The 22,848-nt window shown below is 40.5% G+C and carries 15 protein-coding genes; 13 read left to right on the top strand and 2 right to left on the bottom strand.

Going from position 1 to position 22,848, the window contains the following annotated elements; all coding sequences use genetic code 11:
- The first annotated feature begins 85 nt into the window (after positions 1 to 85).
- The 5 genes from GT641_RS02650 to GT641_RS02630 all read left to right on the top strand — a co-directional run bounded on the left by GT641_RS02650 (position 86) and on the right by GT641_RS02630 (position 7,757).
- Positions 86 to 1,159, top strand: coding sequence for a carbamoyl phosphate synthase small subunit (locus GT641_RS02650; RefSeq protein ID WP_161116758.1), 1,074 nt, complete (start codon positions 86 to 88; stop codon positions 1,157 to 1,159).
- The gene (gene carB / locus GT641_RS02645; protein ID WP_008400694.1) at positions 1,159 to 4,362 is read left to right on the top strand and encodes a carbamoyl-phosphate synthase large subunit; all 3,204 of its coding nucleotides are present in this window, start codon (positions 1,159 to 1,161) and stop codon (positions 4,360 to 4,362) included. The genes GT641_RS02650 and carB overlap by 1 nt, the downstream gene beginning before the upstream one ends.
- 80 nt (positions 4,363 to 4,442) lie before the next feature.
- Positions 4,443 to 6,101 (top strand): putative manganese-dependent inorganic diphosphatase, encoded by a 1,659-nt coding sequence (locus GT641_RS02640; RefSeq protein ID WP_008400696.1) that lies wholly within the window; start codon positions 4,443 to 4,445, stop codon positions 6,099 to 6,101.
- Positions 6,102 to 6,127: 26 nt separating this feature from the next.
- On the top strand, positions 6,128 to 6,775 hold the full coding sequence (locus GT641_RS02635) for an HAD-IIIA family hydrolase (protein WP_008400697.1): 648 nt from the start codon (positions 6,128 to 6,130) through the stop codon (positions 6,773 to 6,775).
- 103 nt (positions 6,776 to 6,878) lie between these two features.
- A complete protein-coding gene (locus tag GT641_RS02630; protein WP_008400698.1) occupies positions 6,879 to 7,757 on the top strand; it encodes a TIGR01212 family radical SAM protein in 879 nt (292 codons plus the stop codon).
- Positions 7,758 to 7,779: 22 nt separating this feature from the next.
- On the opposite strand, the gene GT641_RS02625 is transcribed toward GT641_RS02630, so the two are convergent.
- Together GT641_RS02625 and GT641_RS02620 are read right to left on the bottom strand one after the other, a co-directional pair.
- The gene (locus GT641_RS02625) at positions 7,780 to 8,196 is read right to left on the bottom strand and encodes a helix-turn-helix transcriptional regulator (RefSeq protein ID WP_008400699.1); all 417 of its coding nucleotides are present in this window, start codon (positions 8,194 to 8,196) and stop codon (positions 7,780 to 7,782) included.
- On the bottom strand, positions 8,193 to 8,609 hold the full coding sequence (locus GT641_RS02620; RefSeq protein WP_044944927.1) for a helix-turn-helix transcriptional regulator: 417 nt from the start codon (positions 8,607 to 8,609) through the stop codon (positions 8,193 to 8,195). The genes GT641_RS02625 and GT641_RS02620 overlap by 4 nt, the downstream gene beginning before the upstream one ends.
- 163 nt (positions 8,610 to 8,772) lie before the next feature.
- Between GT641_RS02620 and thyA the strand changes: the two genes are divergently transcribed.
- The 8 genes from thyA to GT641_RS02580 all read left to right on the top strand — a co-directional run bounded on the left by thyA (position 8,773) and on the right by GT641_RS02580 (position 22,811).
- On the top strand, positions 8,773 to 9,603 hold the full coding sequence (thyA, locus tag GT641_RS02615) for a thymidylate synthase (protein ID WP_119963518.1): 831 nt from the start codon (positions 8,773 to 8,775) through the stop codon (positions 9,601 to 9,603).
- 131 nt (positions 9,604 to 9,734) lie between these two features.
- Positions 9,735 to 10,844 carry a heavy metal-binding domain-containing protein gene (locus tag GT641_RS02610; protein WP_119963519.1) on the top strand — a complete coding sequence of 370 codons (1,110 nt, stop codon included), beginning with the start codon at positions 9,735 to 9,737 and terminating at the stop codon, positions 10,842 to 10,844.
- Between the two features lie 2 nt (positions 10,845 to 10,846).
- A complete protein-coding gene (locus GT641_RS02605; RefSeq protein WP_161116757.1) occupies positions 10,847 to 11,863 on the top strand; it encodes a rhomboid family intramembrane serine protease in 1,017 nt (338 codons plus the stop codon).
- A 66-nt stretch (positions 11,864 to 11,929) separates the two neighbouring features.
- The gene (locus GT641_RS02600; protein WP_161116756.1) at positions 11,930 to 14,545 is read left to right on the top strand and encodes a hypothetical protein; all 2,616 of its coding nucleotides are present in this window, start codon (positions 11,930 to 11,932) and stop codon (positions 14,543 to 14,545) included.
- A 63-nt stretch (positions 14,546 to 14,608) separates the two neighbouring features.
- Positions 14,609 to 18,145: a hypothetical protein gene (locus tag GT641_RS02595; protein ID WP_243143674.1), complete on the top strand. Its 3,537-nt coding sequence runs from the start codon at positions 14,609 to 14,611 to the stop codon at positions 18,143 to 18,145.
- 226 nt (positions 18,146 to 18,371) lie between these two features.
- Positions 18,372 to 19,358, top strand: a complete 987-nt coding sequence (locus GT641_RS02590) for a rod shape-determining protein (RefSeq protein WP_008400707.1) — start codon at positions 18,372 to 18,374, stop codon at positions 19,356 to 19,358.
- Between the two features lie 17 nt (positions 19,359 to 19,375).
- Positions 19,376 to 21,409, top strand: a complete 2,034-nt coding sequence (locus GT641_RS02585) for a YgiQ family radical SAM protein (RefSeq protein WP_161116754.1) — start codon at positions 19,376 to 19,378, stop codon at positions 21,407 to 21,409.
- 217 nt (positions 21,410 to 21,626) lie between these two features.
- Entirely contained in the window at positions 21,627 to 22,811 is a 1,185-nt protein-coding gene (locus GT641_RS02580; protein ID WP_008400709.1) for an acetyl-CoA C-acetyltransferase, read from the top strand.
- Positions 22,812 to 22,848 lie beyond the last annotated feature (37 nt).

The raw sequence follows: 22,848 nt of genomic DNA, 5'->3' as shown, positions 1-22,848 counted from the left end.
TGAGGATCTTTGTATGTGTGCACAGATTCTCTGTTCACTCTTTTTTTTTGAGCAAAAATAGAAAAAAGAAGAAAGGAATTGTATTATGAAAGCTTTTTTGATACTTGAAGATGGACATGTATTTGAAGGCACCAGTATTGGAGCAACCGATGAGATCATAAGCGAAATTGTTTTCAATACGTCTATGACAGGTTACTTAGAGGTGTTGACAGACCCATCCTATGCCGGGCAGGCAGTTTGTATGACATATCCGTTGATTGGTAATTATGGTGTATGTCTGGAAGATATGGAGGCTGATAAACCATGGCAGTCAGGATTTATTGTAAGAGAGATTGCGAAGAAGCCAAGTAACTTTAGAAGTGAACAGAGTATTAACCAGTTCCTTATTAATAACAATATAACAGGTATCGAGGGAGTTGATACCAGAGCCTTGACCAAGATCCTCAGAAATCAGGGTACAATGAAGGGCATGATCACAACAAATGCTTCTTATGACCTTGAAGATTGTCTGAAGCGGATCAAAGCATGGGAGATGGGACATGTTGTTCTTGATGTTACATGCAAAGAAAAGAAAGTTTATCCGGGAGATGGCTACAAGGTAGCTGTGATCGATCTCGGCGTTAAGAGAAATATTATCAAATCTTTATTAAAGAGAGGTTGTCAGGTTACTGTATATCCTGCTGAGACACCTGCGAAGGAGATCATCGCAGATGCACCGGACGGCATCATGTTAACAAACGGACCTGGAGATCCAAAGGATTGTAAGGTTACGATCAAAGAAGTGAAAAAACTTTTCGATACAGATATTCCTATTTTTGCAATATGTCTTGGACATCAGCTGCTTGCTCTTGCAAATGGCGGCGATACCGTAAAGATGAAATACGGTCACAGAGGTGCGAACCATCCTGTAAAAGATTTAAAGACCGGAAAGGTTTATATTTCAACTCAGAATCATGGATATATGGTAAAAGAAGAGAGCCTTGACAGAAAGGTTGCCGAGGTCAGCTTTATCAATGTAAATGATGGTACAGTAGAAGGTGTTCATTACCTTGGTAAGAATGCACAGACCGTACAGTTCCATCCGGAAGCATGTGCCGGTCCTCTTGATACAGACTTCTTGTTTGATGTATTTATGAATATGATGGAGGTGTCTAAGTAATGCCAAAGAATCCGAATATTAAAAAAGTTGTTGTAATTGGCTCCGGTCCTATCGTAATCGGACAGGCTGCAGAATTTGACTATGCCGGTACACAGGCTTGTCGTTCATTAAAAGAAGAAGGCCTTTGCGTTGTCCTGATCAACTCCAATCCGGCTACGATCATGACAGATAAGGATATCGCAGATAAGGTATACATTGAGCCATTAACAGCCGATGTAGTAAAAGCAGTGATCGAGAAGGAAAAACCGGACAGCCTTCTGCCAACACTGGGTGGTCAGGCAGCTTTAAATATCGCAATGGAACTGGAAGAGTCCGGTTTCTTAAGAGAACATGATGTTATGTTGATCGGTACATCTTCTTCAACAATCAAAAAAGCAGAGGATAGACTGGAATTCAAGAAAACCATGGAGAAGATCCATGAGCCTGTAGCACCATCTGAGGTTGTTACAACGGTAAAAGCCGGTCTGGAATTTGTTAAGAAGATAGGATATCCGGTTGTACTCCGTCCGGCATATACCCTTGGCGGAAGCGGCGGTGGTATCGCTGAGAATGAAGAAGAGTTTGTCGAGATCCTGATGAATGGTCTGAGACTTAGTCGTGTCGGTCAGGTTCTGGTAGAGCGTTGTATCGCAGGCTGGAAAGAGATCGAATACGAAGTAATGCGTGATGCAAATGGTACCTGTATTACAGTTTGTAATATGGAGAATCTGGATCCGGTCGGTGTCCATACCGGTGACTCTATCGTAGTAGCACCATCCCAGACATTGGGTGATAAAGAGTATCAGATGCTTCGTACATCTGCATTAAATATTATTTCTGAATTAAATATCCGTGGTGGCTGTAACGTACAGTTTGCATTACATCCAACTACATTTGAATATTGTGTAATCGAAGTAAATCCTCGTGTAAGCCGTTCGTCAGCACTTGCATCCAAGGCAACCGGTTATCCGATCGCCAAGGTTTCTGCAAAGATCGCACTTGGTTATAATCTGGATGAGATCCAGAATGCAATTACCAAGAAGACGTTTGCAAGTTTTGAGCCTGCACTGGACTATGTTGTTGTTAAGATTCCTAGACTTCCGTTTGATAAGTTCATCAAGGCAGATCATGATCTGACAACACAGATGAAGGCAACCGGTGAGGTTATGAGTATCTGCACAAACTTTGAGGGCGCATTGATGAAAGCAATCCGTTCTCTGGAACAGCATGTAGATGGTCTTCATTCCAGCAGATATAAGAATATGTCTGACAGTGATATCTTAAAGCTTCTGCATCATGTAGATGACAGACGTATCTTTGTTATCGCTGAGGCACTTCGCCGTGGCATTACACAGGAAGCAATTCACGATATCACAAAGATTGATCTTTGGTTCATTGATAAGATCAACAATCTGGTTGACTATGAACAGGAGATCCGTGATTCCAAGGGAGATATCTCCAAGGAACTGATGAAGGAGATCAAGCGTGTAGAATTCCCGGATAAGGTAATCGCACAGCTTACAGGAAAGACAACAAAAGAGATCAAAGAGCTGCGGTATGGCTATGGTATCCGTGCATCTTTCAAGATGGTTGATACCTGTGCTGCAGAGTTTGAAGCATCTACACCATACTATTATTCCTGCTTCGACGGTGAGAATGAAGTAGAGGAAGATCATTCCGTAAAGAAGGTTATGGTTCTTGGTTCCGGTCCTATTCGTATCGGACAGGGTATCGAATTCGATTACTGCTCCGTACACAGTACATGGGCATTTGAGAGAAAGGGATACCAGACCATTATCGTAAATAATAATCCTGAGACAGTCAGTACAGATTTTGATATTGCAAATAAGCTGTATTTCGAGCCACTGACAGCAGAGGATGTAGAAGCAATTGTAGATCTGGAAAGACCGGATGGTGCGGTTGTTCAGTTCGGCGGACAGACAGCGATCAAGCTGACGGAAGCACTGATGGAGATGGGTGTTCCGATCCTTGGTACAAGTGCAGAGAATGTAGATGCCGCTGAGGATAGAGAATTATTTGATGAGATCCTTGAGAAGTGCTGTATCCCAAGACCTGCCGGAAAAACGGTATTTACCAGAGATGAAGCCTTAGAGGCAGCCAATGAACTCGGTTATCCGGTTCTGGTAAGACCTTCTTATGTATTAGGCGGACAGGGAATGCAGATCGCGATCTCTGATAAAGATATTATTGAATTTATGGATATCATCAACAGACATGTTCAGGAGCATCCTGTTCTGGTTGATAAATATATCATGGGTAAGGAAGTAGAAGTAGATGCCGTATGTGATGGAGAAGATATCCTGATCCCTGGTATCATGGAGCATGTAGAGAGAGCCGGTATCCATTCCGGTGATAGTATCTCTGTATATCCTGCACAGACGCTTTCACCAAAGATCAAACGTGTAATTGAAGATTATACAAGAAAGCTTGCAAACAGCCTTCATGTAATCGGTCTGATCAATATACAGTTTATCGCATACAATGATGAAGTATATGTAATTGAGGTAAATCCTCGTTCCAGCCGTACTGTTCCATATATCAGCAAGGTTACTGGTATTCCAATCGTAGATCTTGCAACCCGTGTTATCACAGGCGAGAAGATCAAGGATATGGGATATAAGCCGGGACTTCAGCCGGAAGCAGAATACTTTGCGATCAAGATGCCGGTATTCTCATTTGAGAAGATCCGTGGAGCCGAGATCAGTCTGGGACCGGAAATGAAATCAACAGGTGAATGTCTTGGTATCTCCAAGGACTACAACGAAGCCCTTTACAAAGCGTTCCTTGGCGCAGGTGTAAATCTTCCAAAGACAAAGAAGATGATTCTTACAGTTAAGGATGCAGATAAGATGGATGCAGTAGAAATCGGCAGACGTTTTGCGGCTCTTGGTTATGAGATCTTCTCTACAAAGAGCACATGCAGAATCCTGAATGAGAATGGAGTGCCTGCTGAACTGATCAACAAAGTAGAGGAACCATCACCAAACCTGTTGGATCTGATCTTAAGTCATGAGATCGATCTGATCATCGATACTCCGTCACAGGGTGTTGAACGAAGCAAGGATGGTTTCGTGATCAGACGTCATGCAGTTGAAACCGGTGTTACCTGTCTTACAAGTCTTGATACAGCGAATGCACTGCTTACAAGTTTGGAGTCATCCGCAAATAGACGATTATCACTGGTTGACATCAGCGAATTATAAGTATAATATGATACAACCTGACAAAACAGGCTGCTGCATTTTGCAGCAGGCTGTTTTGTGTTCTTAATAGGAGGTGGAATATGCATAACATTCCAAGAGATGAGGTGTTTGTGATCGGACATAAGAATCCGGATACGGATTCGATTTGTTCAGCGATCGCGTATGCAGATCTTAAGAATCAGTCAGAAAATAAATACATTCCCAAAAGAGCGGGTAATATCAATAAAGAAACAGAATTTGTATTAAATTATTTTGATGTGGAAGTACCGGAGTTGATCAAAAACGTGGACACCCAGTTGAGTGATATTTCTTACCGGCTCGTTTCCGGTGTACCGGGTGATACAACAATGAAGAAGGCATTTGAGATCATGCAGAAGAATGATGCAACGACGTTGCCGGTTGTGGAGAACGGAAAGATTCGTGGAATATTAACTGTTGGAGATATTGCAGAAGCTTATATGTTGAATTCGGAAGACGATATTTTGTATAAAGCGAGAACCAGGTGCCGACATATCATGGAGACGATCGATGGTGAGATGGTCTGTGGAAATCCGCATAGTTATATTACGAAAGGAAAAGTTATCATAGGCGCGGCACATGTGGAGCTTATGGAGCATTTTGTAAAGCCGGACGACATTGTTATCTTAAGTGACCGGAAGGAATCTCAGCTAATGGCTATCGAAAAGGGAGCAGGTATGCTGATCCTTTGTCTGGTGGATAAGGTGGATGACGATGTTGTGAAGCTTGCGGCATTTAAGGGCTGTTCGATCATCACATCTCAGAATGATACTTATAAGGTGGCCAGACTGATCGGTCAGAGTATACCGGTAAGGTTCTTTATGGTTCGTGATAATATAATGACGTTTAACGAGGATGATTCGGTTGAAACGATAAAAAGTGTTATGTCGAAGACGAGAGTTCGTTATTTCCCTGTTGTAGATAAGAGTGGAAATTATCTGGGACTGGTTTCCAGACGTAACTATATCAATGCCAGAAAAAAACAGGTGATCCTGGTCGATCATAATGAACGTACACAGTCGGTTGATAATATCGACAAGGCAGAGATCCGGGAGATCATCGATCATCATAGAATTGCAAATGTAGAAACGCTTGCACCGGTTTATTTCAGAAATCAGCCGGTTGGCTGTACATCTACGATCATATATCAGATGTACAGAGAGCAGAACATTATACCGGATAAGAAGATTGCAGGATTGATGTGTGCGGCTATTTTATCAGATACGCTGCTGTTTAAATCACCGACCTGTACCTGTGAGGATAAGAATGCAGCATATGCACTGGCGCAACTTGCCGAGATTAATGTAAATGATTTCGCAATGGAGATGTTTGATGCCGGAAGTAATCTGAAGGGAAAGACAATCGATGAGATTCTGCATCAGGATTATAAGAAATTTGAGATCGACGGACGTACCTTTGCGATCGGACAGATCACATCGATCAATACCAGAGAGATTGAGCAGATACAGAAGAGTATGTATGAGTATCTGACCGATTATACAGAAAATGGATGTGATGTATTTTTGTTTGTAATGACAAGTATCTTAGACGATAGTTCCGGAATGTTGGCATTTGGAGATGAGGCAGAGGAGATCTGTTCCCGTGCATTCCAGACGGAATTTGTCGATCATTATGCATATCTGGAAGGCGTGGTTTCCAGAAAGAAGCAGATCGTTCCGGCACTTGTCCGTGCCGTACAGGAACTCGATCAGCCGGAATAGAACAAAGGCAGAAAGGCAGATGTACAATGAAGAAATATCAGGCAGTTATATTTGATTTGGATGGAACACTTTTAAATACATTAGAGGATCTGGCAGACAGTACAAATTACGCACTTCGTCAGATGAATTATCCGGAACGGACAATCGATGAGGTCCGCCGCTTTGTAGGGAATGGCGTAGAGAAGCTGATGGAGCGTGCAGTTCCGACGGGAACTTCAGAGGACGATACATTAAAAGCACTCGCGATATTCAAGGAACATTATTCAAAGAATATGTTGAATAAGACAGGCCCTTACGAGGGAGTTGTCGATGTGCTTAAGGCGTTAAAAGAAAAAGAAATACCGGTAGGTATCGTATCGAACAAATTTGATGCTGCAGTGAAGGGACTGAGGGATCAGTTCTTTGGTGCATATATAAGTACAGCGATCGGAGAGTCTGCAAATGTAGCAAAGAAACCGGCACCGGACACTTGCATAGAAGCAATGAAGGAAATGCAGATTGGACGGGAAGGCACAGTCTATGTTGGAGATTCAGATGTGGATATCATGACCGCAAAGAACAGCGGACTGGAATGTATCTCTGTTACCTGGGGCTTTCGTGATGAAGAATTCCTGTTAGAACATGGTGCTACCCAGATCATCCATAAGCCGGAGAAGCTGCTCGAATTTTTTTAAACAGTAAAGCTGCTGTCTGATCGATATGGAAGTTGTATATGGAAGATATATAATATGGAGATGGACATGAACATGGCAGTTCAATGTATAAGGAATATGTAAGATGAATATATATACAGCAAATCAATATATAAAGGATACCTTCGGGGAGAAATTATACAAGCTGTCATTAAATGCTGGAACCACCTGCCCGAACCGGGATGGAACGGCAGGAATTGGCGGTTGTATCTTTTGCAGTAGTCTAGGATCGGGTGATTTCAGTCCAAAAGCGGATATGGACATAGATCAACAGATCGAACAGGCAAAACAGCTGGTTGCTTCGAAGTTCAAAGGTAAACATTATATTGCATATTTTCAGTCATTTACGAATACTTATGGTGATATCGACCGTTTGCGGGATATTTATAGAAATGCAGCGATGCGGTCAGACATTGCAGTTATTTCAATTGCAACCAGACCGGATTGCCTGGGAAATCAGGTGATCGATATGCTGCGTGATATACAGAGAATCAAGCCGGTGTGGGTAGAACTCGGACTTCAGACGATCCATGAGGAAACGGCAAAGCTTATTAATCGCGGATATCCGCTTTCGGTATATGACGAGGCAGTAAAAAAACTCTGTGATCTTGGTGTACATGTGATCGTACATATGATATTGGGACTTCCGGGAGAGACACAGAGAGATATGATCGAAACAGCAGAGTATATAGGAAAGAGCGGTGCACAGGGCATAAAGCTACAACTACTTCATGTCCTTAAAGGAACCAACCTTGCTGAATTGTATCAGAATGGAGAATGTTCTGTTTTGTCGCTGGAAGATTATACAGAATGTGTTGTTTCGTGTCTGAAGGTACTGCCGCCGGATATGGTGATCCATCGCCTGACCGGAGACGGACCGAAGAAACTATTGATCGCACCGCTTTGGAGCGCAGATAAGAAAAAAGTAATGAATACGATAAATGCAGCAGTCAGACAGCTATAAAACAGATCTGACTGCTGTTTTTTTAGTTGTTGTTTTTTCTGGATTCATTCTGATTACAGATATTTGCGGCATGAAGAAAACGGGTGACGGCATCCTTGTAATTTTTAGACAGACGATCATACTCTTTAAATACATGAAAAAAATCCCAGTCAAATATATTGTCAAAGGTAAATAACTGAAAAAGGTTCTCATTTTTAATGTTTTCCAGAGATGCAAGATCAATACAGATTAGAAATACAAGAAACTGAATATTGATATGATAGTAATTTGATGCATAAAAAATTGTTTTTATATCGGGTATAGAACTGCCACGTTCGTATTGGGAATAGGCAGATTGGGATATTTTTAATTCTTCGGCTGCTTCACGCATGGATAAGGTTTTGCTTTTTCGAAGGGATAACAGTGCACTGCCTATATTGGTTCGGATAACGGATGTCATATATTCTTTTTCTCCTTTTCGTTTTTCTCATTACAGTATAATTGTACATAGGTTTTTAGTAGCTCCAACTCCCATGTTGGGACTTCCTTCAACTGATTGATAAGATCAGTAATTGTTTCTTTGCGAACAGGAACAGCCTGATATGCAGATGGATCACTGACTGCTTCAATCAGATTGTAATTGTCCTGTTCTGCGTTTTTTAATGACATGGAATAGGCGAACAGGAAGTCGTGGTCGAGAATCTTCGATAATTTGGCTATATGTTCGATACCGGGAAGTATCCGCCCTGATTCATAATTAGCATATCCGGATCGCGAGATTGAGAGCTGCTCGGCGACCTCTGCCTGCGTCATTTGTTTTTTCTCACGGAAGTAACGTAGAAGCTTAGGTAATGGATAATTTTCATTTGGCATTTGTGTAAGTCTCCTTTCATTTCTTTGCAACATCATACACGATTTGCAGAAAAAAAGTGCCGAAATGTAATAAATGGTAGTGTTTCATGTAATAAGTTGCGTTTTTTCGGTTGATACGATACAATTACAGAAGCTTTATTTATGAAAAAAACGGAGGTATAAAATGAGTCGTGCGGATGATATTTTTATAGAAATGTGTAGATCAATCATAGAAAACGGATATAGTACAGAGGGAGAAAAAGTCCGCCCTAAGTGGGAGGATGGAACAAGTGCTTACACGATCAAAAAGTTTGGCGTCGTAAACCGCTATGATCTGTCAAAGGAATTTCCGGCAATTACACTTCGAAAGACATATATTAAGTCTGCTATAGATGAGATACTGTGGATCTGGCAGAAAAAATCCAATAATGTACATGATCTGAAAAGTCATATCTGGGATAGCTGGGCAGATGAAGATGGTTCGATCGGAAAAGCTTACGGATATCAGATGGGTGTAAAACACCAGTACAAAGAAGGTATGTTTGACCAGGTGGATCGCTTGATTTATGATCTGAAACATAATCCATACAGTCGTCGTATGATGACAAATATGTATGTACACGAGGATCTTCATGAGATGAATCTGTATCCGTGTGCTTATGGGATGACATTTAATGTAACAGGAGATCGCCTGAATGCTATATTGAATCAGAGATCACAGGATGTACTTGCGGCAAATAATTGGAATGTTGTTCAGTATGCAGCACTGGTTTATATGATTGCACAGGTTACAGGGTTTAAACCGGGAGAACTGGTGCATGTAATTGCAGATGCACATATTTATGACAGACACATTCCGATCGTAAAAGAGCTGATATCCAGAGAAACCTATCCTGCACCAAAGTTTACCATGAATCCGGATATAAAAGATTTTTATCAGTTTACGTTGGATGATTTTACAATTGAAGATTATCAGACAGGACCACAAGTGAAGAATATTCCGATTGCAGTTTAAACAATATTTGTGGTTATTTGAGTAAAATTACTAAAAAAAGACATGATTTTAATATAAAATTCACAAAAAGTATTTGTCTATTCCGATATATTGTGATACAATTTTCATATATTTTTGGAGGTGCGTTACACATGGCAAATATTATGATTACATCAGGCACAAGTTTTGAAGGATATGAGATAACAGAATATGGTCCTTATAAATTTGTACAGACAATTTTAAGCTCTAATTTTTTAAAGGAGATCGGTGCATCTATTGCTGACATTGCAACAGACAGAAGCAGCATGTACCATGACAAGCTGGATGGAACAATGAAGGAAACCATCAAGTCATTTGAGGAAGTTGTCGGAAAGACAAATTACAATGCGGTCGTAGGCTTTAAAACAAATATAGTTGATTATTCATCTAATATTTCAGCGGTTATTGTTAGCGGTACACTTGTTTCGGTGAAAAAAGAGTACAAATCCGAATTTGATAAGAGCGATTTTGTAAGAAAAGAATTATATGTAAATAATTATTACGACAAGCTTGTACCGAGAGCCGTAAAAGTTATCCTTGCATCTGAGGGAAATGGAACCAAGATTTCGGCATGGTATAATAATTACAATATGGATGATGTCAAAGCAATCAAAGCAGATATTCAGTTTGTAAATATTTACGGTGATGAAATCACATTAACAGGTGTGGATTTTGTATTTGATAAAACAAATGTATCATTATTAAAATCTGATTATATAGAATGTAAACTTCCTGAAAAATACATAAAGATTATTACAAGTTGTAAAGTATATATTCAGAAATATGTAACTGCAAGAGGTGTATATTCATGCGGAGATGATCCGATCGATGTTGAAATGAGTGCATTGAAGTATAAAGCACTTAAAGTTAAAAAAGGTCTTGATGCTGTATGTAATTATAAGTCGGATGGACTTGTATGGACCTGTAACTGTGGACATGTAAATGAAGGTGGCGCAGAGGAATGCGTGATCTGTGGCAGAAAACAGGATGAGATGAAGAACAGCATAACATTTAATTATGAGCCGATGTTGGAAGAAATGAAACAGAAAGAATATGTTATGGAGATCAAGGATGTCCTTATGAAGTATATTAAGGATATTGATTCAGGACTTCGTATGCAGTTATTGGAGATTATGGAATCCGGTATTCAGTATGAAAAAACACGCGGAGATATGAAGGAAACTGTAATTGAGAAGGTTGAGAATCTGTTCCTTGGATTGTAAAAATGCAACAATATATGTTACAGATCATTGAGCATCTGGGGAAAAAAGGATATAAAAAATTAAATCCTGACAGTAATAATGTATATGGCAGAGCGGAAGGCGATGCCATATACGTTATTGTGCTTGGAAATAGCAGAAATTTGAAAGCGGATAATCTTATAAAGTTTAATTCACAGATTAGAAATGATCTGGAAGAAACAGGAAAAAGAGTTATGATTTTGAACCTGCTACTTACCAAGGACGGAATATTTGATGACGACTTAAGTACGATCATTAAGAAGATGGACAATGTCTGGCTGTTCAGTGAGGATTATGGTAAATTATATATTTTTGAGAATCAACCGGCAGATTTTGACGGGTTACAGAGGATTCTTGAAAAAGAGATTTATGCGGAAAAAGACCACTGGCGTATCCGGTTAAAGGAAATATTTGGAGTGGTAACACCGATTCTGGTATTGCTCAATATTTTGGTATTCATAGCATATGTATATACCAGGGATGCTTACGGATATTCTTTTCTTGAAGAAATTCTGACAGATAATCTTCGGTATGTTCTTGTTGAAAAGCAGTATTACAGACTGCTAACCTCTATGTTTTTCCATTTTTCTCTGACACATCTTTTAAGCAATATGGTTGTATTGATTGCTCTTGGAGCAAGGGTAGAATATCTGCTGGGGAAAGTGAAGTATATATGCGTATATTTGTTCTGCGGCATTGTAGCATCTGTTTGTTCGATAGTCAGTTGTTATATGGGAAACTTTTACGAATATGCAGGAGGTGCATCGGGTGCAATCTGCGGCTTGATGGGTATATTGATTGTTTTTGCCTTTTTTGGTAAAGGAAAGATATCAGATATTTCATTAAAGGATCTTATTTTTTTATCCGTGATCACAATATTGAATGGATATGTTTCGGAAGGCATAGATAATGCAGCGCATATAGGAGGATTGATAGCTGGATTATTTACAGGATTGCTTTGTGCATATATATGCTCGAAGAAGCAAAACTCAGGTACATGACAGTTGTAAAAGATGACCTGATGTGATAAAATTAGCTGATGAAAATTAGTTTAGGAGTATGATTGGATGGGTACTGGAATTAGCATGTCAAGTGTCAACAAAATAAAAGAACTTGCGGCAAGCGGGGATTATAGTCTTGCATTGGATATACTTGAACATCAGGATTTGACCAGATCGCTTTCACCTCAGTTTATCAAGATTTGTGGTGAAGTTTACTATGAAAACGGACGTTATTCGGAAGCCAGAGCTGCTCTTGTAAAAGCCCACTCCATGGCGCCTGTTGGAAATAAGATTATATATTCACTGATTAAAGTGTATTTATCTGAGGGGTTTTACTCACTTGTAGACACATATTATGACATCTATAAATTTAATCAAGATGAAAAAGATGCAGGTACATATCGTATAGAATACATGATTGCAAAAGCAAAACGAAAATCGTTCAAAGAGCTGTATGGAATTCTTATTTCAGCAAATGAAGCCGAAACGGATGCAGCTTGGGATTTTGAGATGTTGTTATTGTATGCTGCAATGGGAAATATGGAGAAACTTCAGTCGGAGGCTGAAATTTTCTGCGCGACCTATAAAGGTTCCCCATATATTGAGAATGTGAACCGGCTTAGAGATAAATCATATGATGTAGAGAAAACTATATATTGTTATCCTGCATCAGAACAGGAGGATGATTCAAAAGAACAGGAAGAGATCAGAACATTTGAACAAAAGGTTTTGGAAGCTGATCACCTTCGTATGTTCCCGAAAGACCCTAAGATTACTTTGATGGTCGATGATCGTGAACCCATACCAAATTCTGTGAAGTTCAAACAGATGCTGCTTAAATCTAAAGAAAAGAAAGAATTAAAGAAACAGCAGAAGAAAGAACAACAGGAAAATGAACAGTCAGAGGAAAAAAAGGATAAAGGAAAGAGATTTCATATAGGACGACTGTCAAAGAAAGAAGAGGCTGCGATTGAAGAGGTAATTGCTGAAACAGAGAAGCTGCAACCGGACAAAGACAAATTACTGGATGAAGTAATGGCGGTAGAAGAGAATATAGATTCGACTCAGAGTGAAGATATAATGAAAGAGCCGGAAGAGCCGGAGACCGCTTCGATTGTTAGCGAAGAAAAGAATCTGGATCAGATATCAGAAGAATCATTCGATGAAAGTCTGGATGATTTTGATACTTCGGATATTACAGATGATTTCGATACAGTATTGATGGTTGACCCGGATGCGCTTGAACAAAGCGAGCCGGAGATCAAGACAACTGTCGAGGAAGAGACTGCGGAACCTGAGACTGAGACAACTGTCGAGGAAGAGACTGCGGAACCTGAGACTGAGACAACTGTCGAGGAAGAGACTGCGGAACCTGAGACTGAGACAATTGTTGAGGAAGAGACTGCGGAACCTGAGACTGAAGAAATTGTTGAGAAAGAGGCTGCAGAATCGGATACTGAAACAGTTATTGAAAAAGAAAATACAGAACCTGAGTCTGAAGAAAATACAGAGTCGGAGATTGTTGCTGAAGAAGCTGAGTATGCAGAACCTGCGGAGCCACATGAGGATGCAGAGGTAGCAGAGATTGCTGAACAGCTAGCAGAAGAAGACGAGACGGTTCTCATGGAAGAACCTCAGATAAGTGAAAATGAAGAGCTTTCGGGAGATGTTTCTGAATCTGAAGGAAAGAAAGATCATAAATTTGATATTGATGTTGCGATCCAGTCACTGGATGAATACAAATTTGATACAGACGATTGGGAAGACGATTCGTTTGAGCAGGCATATGAGGATGACGATATTGTAGAGATCTCGGAAGTGCCGGAAGATCTGATGCCAGATGAAAGTGATGAAGATATCATTCAGTCTGAGACAGAAGAAATCAAGCAGGAAGAAGATGTGGAAGCTGAAATCATTGACGAAGCGGAAGTTAATGTTGATATCGAAGCAGAAGAACCGGAACAGGCGGAGCCGGAGACGACAGAATCTGAACAGTCGGAAACAGATGCTTATATACCGGAAGAAACTGTCGACGTCACAACAGAAGCGTTTGATGAGTCGGTACCTGATGAACTCGATGAATCAGCTTCAGAAGTAATATCAGAACAGGATTATGATATAGATAATGATGCTTCTGAAACGGAGATTTCCGAAGCAAAGATTTTTGAAGCCGACGATTTTGAAATAAATGATCCTGCATCAAAAAATCCTGAAACAGAGGTTTTTGAAATAAAAGATTCAGAATCAGAAATCTTAGAACCGGTGGTTGAGAATTCTGCAAATGTAAATGGCAGAAAAATAGATTTTCCTACATTCAGATCAAGTCTTTTCCCTGATTATAACAGTGATAAACCACCTGTTGTAGAACATGTAAAGCATGAAGACATACAGGAAGAATACGATCAGAAGATGGCTGAAAATCTGAAAAAAGAGGAAGCTTTGATCAGTGAGACAGATGAATTGCTTGCAAGACTCGGAATCGAGCTTGGAACTAAATATGCATCAAACACTGATTATTTCAATATGCATCAGGACAGCTTTGTGTTAAATCCTTCAAGCGAGGATGAAACCGATGAATCGGAAAACATAAAGGGAAATGATAGTGCTTCAGAGTCCGAAGCTGTAAAGAAATCTGAATCAAAACATTCTGATGAAAAAAAATATAAGCTTAAGAAAAAATGACAAATAATTAGATTAATATAAATATTATTTTTTTATTTGATAATGTGGAAGGAGGCGTACAAATTGGCTATAGATCAAACAGAAGCTATGATTGCTGCGATTAAAGCACAGCTTGAAAAAGAAAGGGCTGCTGAAGCTGCAAAGCAGAAAAGACTTGAAGAAGAACAGGCTTTGAAGAATAAGAGCAGCAATAAAAAGAAAACTTCAGATAGTGGAAGCAAGAGCCAATACAAGACTTTGTCTGCTGAAGAACTTGCGCGTATTGAGGAGAAGAAGCGTCGTAAGAGAGAAGAAGCATTAGGTATTGTTCATGAGGATGAGCCTGAAAAGACAGAGAACAAAGAAGCTGAAGCTGAAAAGCCGGATACAAATAATATAGAGGCAGAGAGTGAAGCTAAAACAGAGAAAAAGAATGAAAAGCAGGAAATGCCAAAGATCAGTCTTAACCTCGGTGGTATTGCCGATGAGGGACTTGGTGGTGGCCTCGGCGGACTTGGTGGTGGCCTTGGAGAAGGCTCTGGCGGTCTCGGCGGACTTGGCGGTGGCCTTGGAGAAGGAGCCGGCGGACTTGGTGGACTTGGTAGTGCACCTTCAGGAGAAGGCCTTTCAGGAAAACCGGGTGCGACAGGAGGCGGTCTTGGTTCGACTTTGAATATGAATGCTTCCCTTGAACCGAATAAGATAAAAGGTAAAGATAAGACAACGTTATCTGATGAAGCAGAACGATTTGACGAAGATGATATGACATCTGTTGTTTCAGATGATGCTGAATGGACACCGGGCAAGAATGTTAAGGTGAAAGAGGTTAAGACTAAAAAAGGAAATGACAATAATGGTGATCTTTTCAGTATTTTACCTGACAGAAACAAAGATGACGCGGATGTTTCATCTATGTATGATATAGATGATGACGATGAAGATGAAGACTTCCTTGGAGCCGGTATTGAGAACCTCTCCAATATTGATGAAACCAGCGAAGAAGAAGCTGCACGTATAAAGGCAGAAGAAGAAGCTAAGAAGAAGGCAGAGGAAGAAGCTAAGAAAAAAGCTGAAGAAGAAGCTAAGAAAAAAGCTGAAGAAGAAGCTAAACGTAAAGCAGCAGAGGAAGAGTCCAAAAAGAAAGCAGAAGAGGCACGTAAGAAGGCTGCGGCTGAAAAGGCAAAGGTTGAAGCCGAGACCAAGAAAAAACAGGCTATCGAACTTGCTGAACGTAAGGCTCAGGATGCAAAGAATGTCGTTGAAACAGCCAAGAAGACGATTGCAGATTCTGAAAAAGAAGAAAAAGAACTGAAATCACAGCTTGAAGAATGTGCAAAGAAAAAAGCCGTTTATGAAGATAAGATGAAGGCAGAATTCGATGCAAAGAAGAAGGCTGATGAGAAACTCTTAGCAAAAGAAAATGCAGAGCTTGAAACAAAAGTAAAAGCTATCAATAAAGAGATAGAAGATACTAATAAGAAAGCAAAGGATGATTCAGATAAGGTATTAAAGGAGAGCAATCCTGAGACTATCAAGATGAAAATCATCAATGATGCACAGGCTGCAGCTGATGAAGTGATCAAAAAGCTTGCAGATGCTAAGAAAGCAAATATTGAAAAACACGAAGCTGAGTATACAAAGGCTTGCAAGGATGCAGAAACGGCTTCCGTAAAATTAGAGGAAGATAAGAAGAAAGCAATTGATGCTGCCAAGAAAAAGAAAGAGACACAGAATGACAAAGCTAAGAAGCTGATGGACGATGCAGAAAAGAATAAGCAGCGTGCAGGTGTTATCTTCACAGATTCCAAGAAGGCGGAGGAAGAAGCAGCTCTTAACCTTAAGAATACAACAGATATGGAGTCGGAGTCATTAAAGACATTAGCCGGACTTGAAAGCAAGCTTGCTGAGAGTGAAGGCAAACTTAAGACTGCGACGAATAACAATGATTCAGCAACAAAGGCTATTGATTCAGCAAAGAAATCATTAAAAGAAGCAGAAGCAAAAGAAGCTGAAGCGTTGAAGAAACTGGAAGAAGCCAGAACTGCAAAAGCAGCGGCAGAGTCCAGAATTTCAAAGGGTGAAGCTGATAAGAAGAAATTCCAGTCTGAAATTGATTTACTCAATAAAGAAAAGAAGACAACAAGCGATGATATTGTTGCGACAAAGAAAGATGTAGAATCCTTTAAGTCAGCAAAGACTGAAGCACAGCAGGCACTTGATGCAGCAAAGAAATCCGTAGTAGAGGCAGAAGATCTTCTTTCCAAGGCAGAAAATGCAGAGGAAGAAGCAGAAGAAATTCTGGAGAAGGCTAAGATTGAAGAAGAAGTAGAGATCCGGAATGCAGAAAAGACTGCTTCAGATGGAAGAGAGAAACTGGATAAGGATAAGAAGTCCAGAGAGGATGCACGCGAGAAGTTCCTTGCAGATGAAGAAGAAAAATATGCAGCAGGCGAGGCTGCAGAACTTGAGAAAGTTCAGTCCGCTGCAATGGCTGCAGAGAAGGAAGCTGTTGATGCCCAGAAGGAAGCAGAGAAAACAGCACAGAAGTTGCTTGATGATGCCAAGAAGAAAGAAGAAGAACTAAAACAGAAGATTGCCGGTTTGAAAACTGAACAGGAAGAACGTGTCGTTGCCAGAAAAGCTGCAAATGAAGAGGCAGTTAAGAAAGCAGAAGATAAAAAGAAGCATGATCTTGATTCTCTTCTGAAAGAAGAAATCAGTACAAAGAAGCAATTGGAAGAAGTAAGTGGCAGAGCTGCCGCTGCTGCAAAGGTTCTTGAAAAAGCTGTTAAGAAGGAAGAAGAAGCAAGAAAACAGGTTGAACTTTTAAAAGCAGGAAAGGTAGAAGAAGCATCTAAGATAGATGTATCCTTAGAAGCAACGGATGAAGCCGCTGTAGAAGCTGAACAGAGTGAGATTAATCAGGAAATGAAGAAAGCCCTGCCATCGGAAGCAAAGTATCTGTATAAGTATCTTTGTGTAAATCCTGCGGGCGCACAGATTGTGAATGTTCTTCAGACAATGAAAGTGGATCCGAAACGCTCAAAGAATCTCGTTATTCTCGGTCTGCATGGATTTGGTTCATCAAAGGTTGGAGAAGATTTTGCTGAGTGTTATTATGATCTTGGTTTCTGTACATCACCTGCAAAGGCAAAGGTTAGAGCAAAAGTAATCAATAGCGGTAAGCTTGCCGGTGCGGTTACAAAATTGAAAGGCGGATGCCTGATCGTTGAGAGTGCAGGACTTATAACACCTGAGCGTTTCAAAGAGATGGTTGATCTTTGTTCTTCGGAGAAGAATGATGTTAAGATAATTCTTACCGGTGAAAAGGTTGCACTTAGCAAGATGCTTGCAGATAATATGACACAGGCAAGAAGCTTTAACAATCGTGTTTATTTTGATCAGATTAAAGAAGAGAATATGATTGTAATTGCCAAAGAATATATCATTGAAAAAGGGTATAAATATGAAGATGGTATTGAGGGTAATATCAAGAATTTACTTCTTGCGATGGAGACTGGTAATATTGACAGGTTGTTAACTGCTGTAGACGAAGCGATGGAACGAGCAGATGCAAGAAATCCTGAAGCAAAGAAAGTTATGAAGACAGATATAAAGTAATGAAAAGTGAATATCGTAGGATAACATTTTCCAGTTTATATTTTGGTTGAAAAAAATGGTGCCAATGTTTATAATATTTATTATTGTAAACTTGGCACTTTTTTTACGCAGATCGGTTATCAAAGTCTGTATTTGTGTGAGATTTTTACAATCGGTACGATAACGTAAGAAACGAGTAGAAAGTTGTTTCTTATGGTTGTCAAACTTAAAGGAGATATAAGATAGTATGGATATAGGAATAGATTTGGGGACATCGAATGTGTTGGTATATGTAAAAGGTCGTGGGGTTGTCATCAACCAACCGTCTGTTGTTGCATATGAGAAAAGTTCGAAACGCATTATTGCGATTGGAAATAAAGCAAAAAAGATGATCGGAAAGACACCGGAATCAATCGAAGTTGTAAGACCGCTCGTAAAAGGAGTAGTTTCAGATTATATTGTTACAGAGCGGATGTTAAAGGCATTTATCCGCAGTGCTATGGAGAAACGAACCGGGGTTGGCAGACCGAAAATATGTGTCTGTGTTCCCAGCGGAGTCACAGAAGTGGAGCGGAGAGCTGTAGAAGAGGCTGTTTACAGAACAGGAGCTAAGAGTGTTTATGTTATGGAAGAACCCCTTGCGGCTGCAATCGGTGCAGCAGTTGATATAGAGGAAGCTAAAGGAAATATGGTCATTGATATCGGAGGAGGAACAACAGATATTGCAGTTATATCACTTGGAGGAGCTGTAGAGAGCCGTTCGATTAAAGCAGCGGGGGATGATTATAATGCATCGATGATCCGATATATCAGAAGAAAATATAATCTTCTGATCGGAGAACAAACTGCGGAGAAAGCAAAGATAGCGGTAGGATCGGTCTATGAGAGACCGGAGGACATCACCTATGTTGTAAAGGGAAGAGATCTGATCAAGGGACTTCCAAAGGCGATCACGATCACGGCAAATGAGACAATAGAAGCATTTGCAGATACAACTTCTCATATTTTGACGGCGATTCATGGTGTACTTGAGACGGCTCCGCCGGAGCTGGTTGCGGATATATCGGTAAATGGGATTGTTCTGACCGGTGGTGGCAGCCTGATGTATGGAATGGATAAGCTGATCAAGGAAAAAACGGGAATTGATACGTATGTTTCGGATAAAGCGTTAGAAGCAGTTGCACTTGGTGCCGGTATGTCGGTTGATATTGCAGCAAGAAAAGAAGATGCATAGAAAGCAGAGAAAAGAAAATGACAAATACACATAATTTTCTGCCAGTGAATAAAAAAGATATGATAGAAAGAGGATGGGAACAGCCGGACTTCGTTTATATTACCGGAGACGCTTATGTGGACCATCCTTCTTTTGGCCCGGCAATTATCAGCAGAGTTTTGGAAGCACATGGATATAAGATCTGTATGATTCCACAGCCGGATTGGAAAGATGATAAGAGTATAGATGTATTCGGCAGACCAAGACTTGGTTTTCTGGTTTCCGGTGGCAATATGGATTCTATGGTCAATCATTATACTGTTTCAAAAAAACACAGAAGTATGGATTCCTATTCTCCCGGTGGAAAGATGGGGCTGAGACCGGATTATGCAACAGTGGTATATTGCAATCTGATCCGTAGAACGTATAAGGATGTTCCGATCATTATTGGTGGGATTGAAGCAAGTCTCAGAAGACTTGCACACTATGATTACTGGTCGAATAAATTAAAGCATTCAATTCTGATCGATTCACAGGCAGATCTGATTTCCTATGGCATGGGTGAACACAGCATGGTCGAGATTGCAGATGCGTTAGACAGCGGAATAGATGTCAGGGATATCACATTTATCAGAGGAACAGTCTACAAGACAAAAGATCTGTCCGGTGTAGAAGCTCCGGTGATCCTGCCTGATTATGCAGCACTTCAGGAAGACCGTTTAAAATATGCAGAAAGCTTTTATACACAGTATATCAATACAGATCCATATTCCGGAAAAGTGCTGGTGGAAGGATATGGCAACCGGGGATATGTTGTTCAGAATCCTGCGGCATATCCGCTCACACAGATGGAGATGGATGACGTATATGGGTATGATTACATGAACACCTATCATCCGATGTATGAAAAGGATGGGGGAATCCCGGCTATAGCAGAGGTGAAGTTCAGTCTGGCAAGCAACCGTGGATGCTTTGGCGGATGCAGCTTCTGTGCACTAACTTTTCATCAGGGAAGGATCGTTCAGACCAGAAGTCATGAGTCGATCATTGAAGAAGCAAAGCGCATGACGAAAGATCCGGAGTTTAAAGGATATATCCATGATGTTGGAGGACCTACGGCGAATTTCAGACATCCGGCATGTGAAAAACAGATGAAATACGGCGTATGCCAGAATAAACAGTGTCTGTTTCCAAAACCATGTCAGAACCTGAATGCCAGTCATAAAGATTATGTTGAGCTGCTTCGTAAATTAAGACGGATACCCGGGGTGAAGAAGGTATTTGTAAGATCCGGTATTCGATTTGACTATCTGCTTGCGGATCACGATGATACCTTCTTACGGGAGCTTTGCCGGTATCATATCAGCGGACAATTAAGGGTTGCGCCGGAGCATATTTCAGATAATGTCTTAAAGTACATGGGTAAGCCATCGAATCAGGTATATGAGACATTTATAAAAAAATATGAGAAGATCAACGAGCAGTATGGATTGAAACAATATGCAGTACCATATCTTATGTCCTCACATCCAGGCTCTACGTTAAAAGATGCAGTAGCGTTGGCAGAATATATCCGTGATATCGGATATATGCCGGAGCAGGTACAGGACTTTTATCCGACACCATCAACGATCTCGACCTGTATGTATTACACAGGAGTAGATCCGCGTACGATGGAACCGGTATATGTTGCGAGAGACCCACATGAGAAAGCAATGCAGCGTGCACTGATCCAGTACAGAAGACCGGAAAATTATGATCTGGTAAAGGAAGCCCTGATAAAGGCAGGACGGAAAGATCTGATCGGATTCGAAAAACATTGTCTGATCACTCCGAGAAAGATGGATAGGAATACTTCGGGATATAAAGATGTCCATAAAAAGAATCCGTCAGGACAGGCAACACGGAATCAGAATAACAAGAACAGTAATCATAGAAAACAGGATAAATCCGGTAAAAATTCAGGAAGTTATAAATCCGGGCAGGATAACAGAAACAGCAGAACCGGTAAACCTGCAGGACAAAATGATAAAAAATATCAAAAACAGAAAACAGGAAAGAAAAAACACTGATATTTTATATAAAATTAAGAAAATAACCAGAAATGAAAAAATAATGATTTCTAATGCGTGCATTTCATTTTTGGTTGCGTGGTACTTTCTTTTGTGCTAGAATGTAGCCAGAAAGTGTGTTGTTATGTCAATAATGGTCATTATTGTGCCGTTTACAGCATAAATGTACCATGATATAACACTTACATTATAAAAAATTACGGAGGATTTCATTATTATGGCAAAGAAAATTGTATTAGCAGGCGCATGCCGTACAGCTATCGGTACTATGGGCGGATCATTAAGCACAACACCAGCTCCGGTACTTGGTTCAATCGTTATCAAGGAAGCTTTAAACAGAGCAGGAGTTCCTGCAGATCAGGTAGATCATGTATATATGGGTTGTGTAATCCAGGCAGGTCTTGGACAGAATGTTGCACGTCAGGCATCAATTAAAGCTGGTCTTCCAATTGAGACAACTGCTGTTACAGTTAATGTTGTTTGTGGTTCAGGTCTGAACTGTGTAAATATGGCTGCTCAGATGATCGAAGCAGGAGATGCTGATATCGTTGTAGCAGGTGGTATGGAAAACATGTCAATGGCTCCATATGCTGTAATGCAGGGACGTTTCGGATACAGAATGAATGATGGTAAACTTGTAGATACAATGGTACATGATGCTCTTTGGGATGCATTCAATGATTACCATATGATCAAGACTGCTGATAACATCTGTGAGCAGTGGGGACTTACTCGTGAAGAACTTGATGAGTTTGCAGCAAAGAGCCAGCAGAAGGCTGTAGCAGCTCAGGAGTCAGGTGCATTTGACGCAGAGATCGTTCCAGTTATGGTTAAGAAGAAAAAAGAGATGGTTGAGTTCAAGAAGGATGAGGGACCAAGACCTGGTACAACAGTTGAGACACTTTCAAGACTCAGAACTATCAATCCAAATGGTTTCGTAACAGCAGGTAATGCTTCAGGTATCAATGATGGTGCAGCAGCTATCGTTGTTATGAGCGAAGAAAAGGCTAAAGAACTTGGTGTTAAGCCAATGGCTACATGGGTAGCAGGTGCTCTTGGTGGTGTTGATCCATCTATCATGGGTATCGGACCAGTTGCTTCAACAAAGAAAGTAATGGCTAAGACAGGTCTTAAGATTGAAGATTTCGATATCATCGAAGCAAACGAAGCATTTGCAGCTCAGTCAGTTGCAGTAGCTAAGGATCTTGGATTTGATGTTGACAAGCAGGTTAACCCAAATGGTGGTGCAATCGCACTTGGACATCCGGTAGGAGCTTCAGGATGCCGTATCCTTGTTACACTTCTTCATGAGATGCAGGCAAAGGGTGCTAAGACAGGTCTTGCTACACTTTGTATCGGCGGTGGTATGGGCTGCTCAACAGTTGTTAAGATCGAAGACTAATCCGGTCGGCTGAAAAACCATATTACATTTCTATATA

Source organism: Clostridium sp. BIOML-A1 (assembly GCF_009874105.1).
Lineage (GTDB): Bacteria > Bacillota > Clostridia > Lachnospirales > Lachnospiraceae > Coprococcus.
This window is presented reverse-complemented; position numbering and strand designations above follow the sequence as displayed.

What these genes read in the sequence shown, in the direction of transcription:
- GT641_RS02610 (WP_119963519.1), top strand. Translation starts at nt 9,735, where the DNA reads ATGGCAAATATTATGATTACATCAGGCACAAGTTTTGAAGGATATGAG.
- GT641_RS02605 (WP_161116757.1), top strand. Translation starts at nt 10,847, where the DNA reads ATGCAACAATATATGTTACAGATCATTGAGCATCTGGGGAAAAAAGGA.
- thyA (WP_119963518.1), top strand. Translation starts at nt 8,773, where the DNA reads ATGAGTCGTGCGGATGATATTTTTATAGAAATGTGTAGATCAATCATA.
- GT641_RS02640 (WP_008400696.1), top strand. Translation starts at nt 4,443, where the DNA reads ATGCATAACATTCCAAGAGATGAGGTGTTTGTGATCGGACATAAGAAT.
- GT641_RS02650 (WP_161116758.1), top strand. Translation starts at nt 86, where the DNA reads ATGAAAGCTTTTTTGATACTTGAAGATGGACATGTATTTGAAGGCACC.
- GT641_RS02625 (WP_008400699.1), bottom strand. Translation starts at nt 8,196, where the DNA reads ATGACATCCGTTATCCGAACCAATATAGGCAGTGCACTGTTATCCCTT.
- GT641_RS02590 (WP_008400707.1), top strand. Translation starts at nt 18,372, where the DNA reads ATGGATATAGGAATAGATTTGGGGACATCGAATGTGTTGGTATATGTA.
- GT641_RS02635 (WP_008400697.1), top strand. Translation starts at nt 6,128, where the DNA reads ATGAAGAAATATCAGGCAGTTATATTTGATTTGGATGGAACACTTTTA.
- GT641_RS02620 (WP_044944927.1), bottom strand. Translation starts at nt 8,609, where the DNA reads ATGCCAAATGAAAATTATCCATTACCTAAGCTTCTACGTTACTTCCGT.
- GT641_RS02580 (WP_008400709.1), top strand. Translation starts at nt 21,627, where the DNA reads ATGGCAAAGAAAATTGTATTAGCAGGCGCATGCCGTACAGCTATCGGT.
- carB (WP_008400694.1), top strand. Translation starts at nt 1,159, where the DNA reads ATGCCAAAGAATCCGAATATTAAAAAAGTTGTTGTAATTGGCTCCGGT.
- GT641_RS02630 (WP_008400698.1), top strand. Translation starts at nt 6,879, where the DNA reads ATGAATATATATACAGCAAATCAATATATAAAGGATACCTTCGGGGAG.
- GT641_RS02585 (WP_161116754.1), top strand. Translation starts at nt 19,376, where the DNA reads ATGACAAATACACATAATTTTCTGCCAGTGAATAAAAAAGATATGATA.
- GT641_RS02600 (WP_161116756.1), top strand. Translation starts at nt 11,930, where the DNA reads ATGGGTACTGGAATTAGCATGTCAAGTGTCAACAAAATAAAAGAACTT.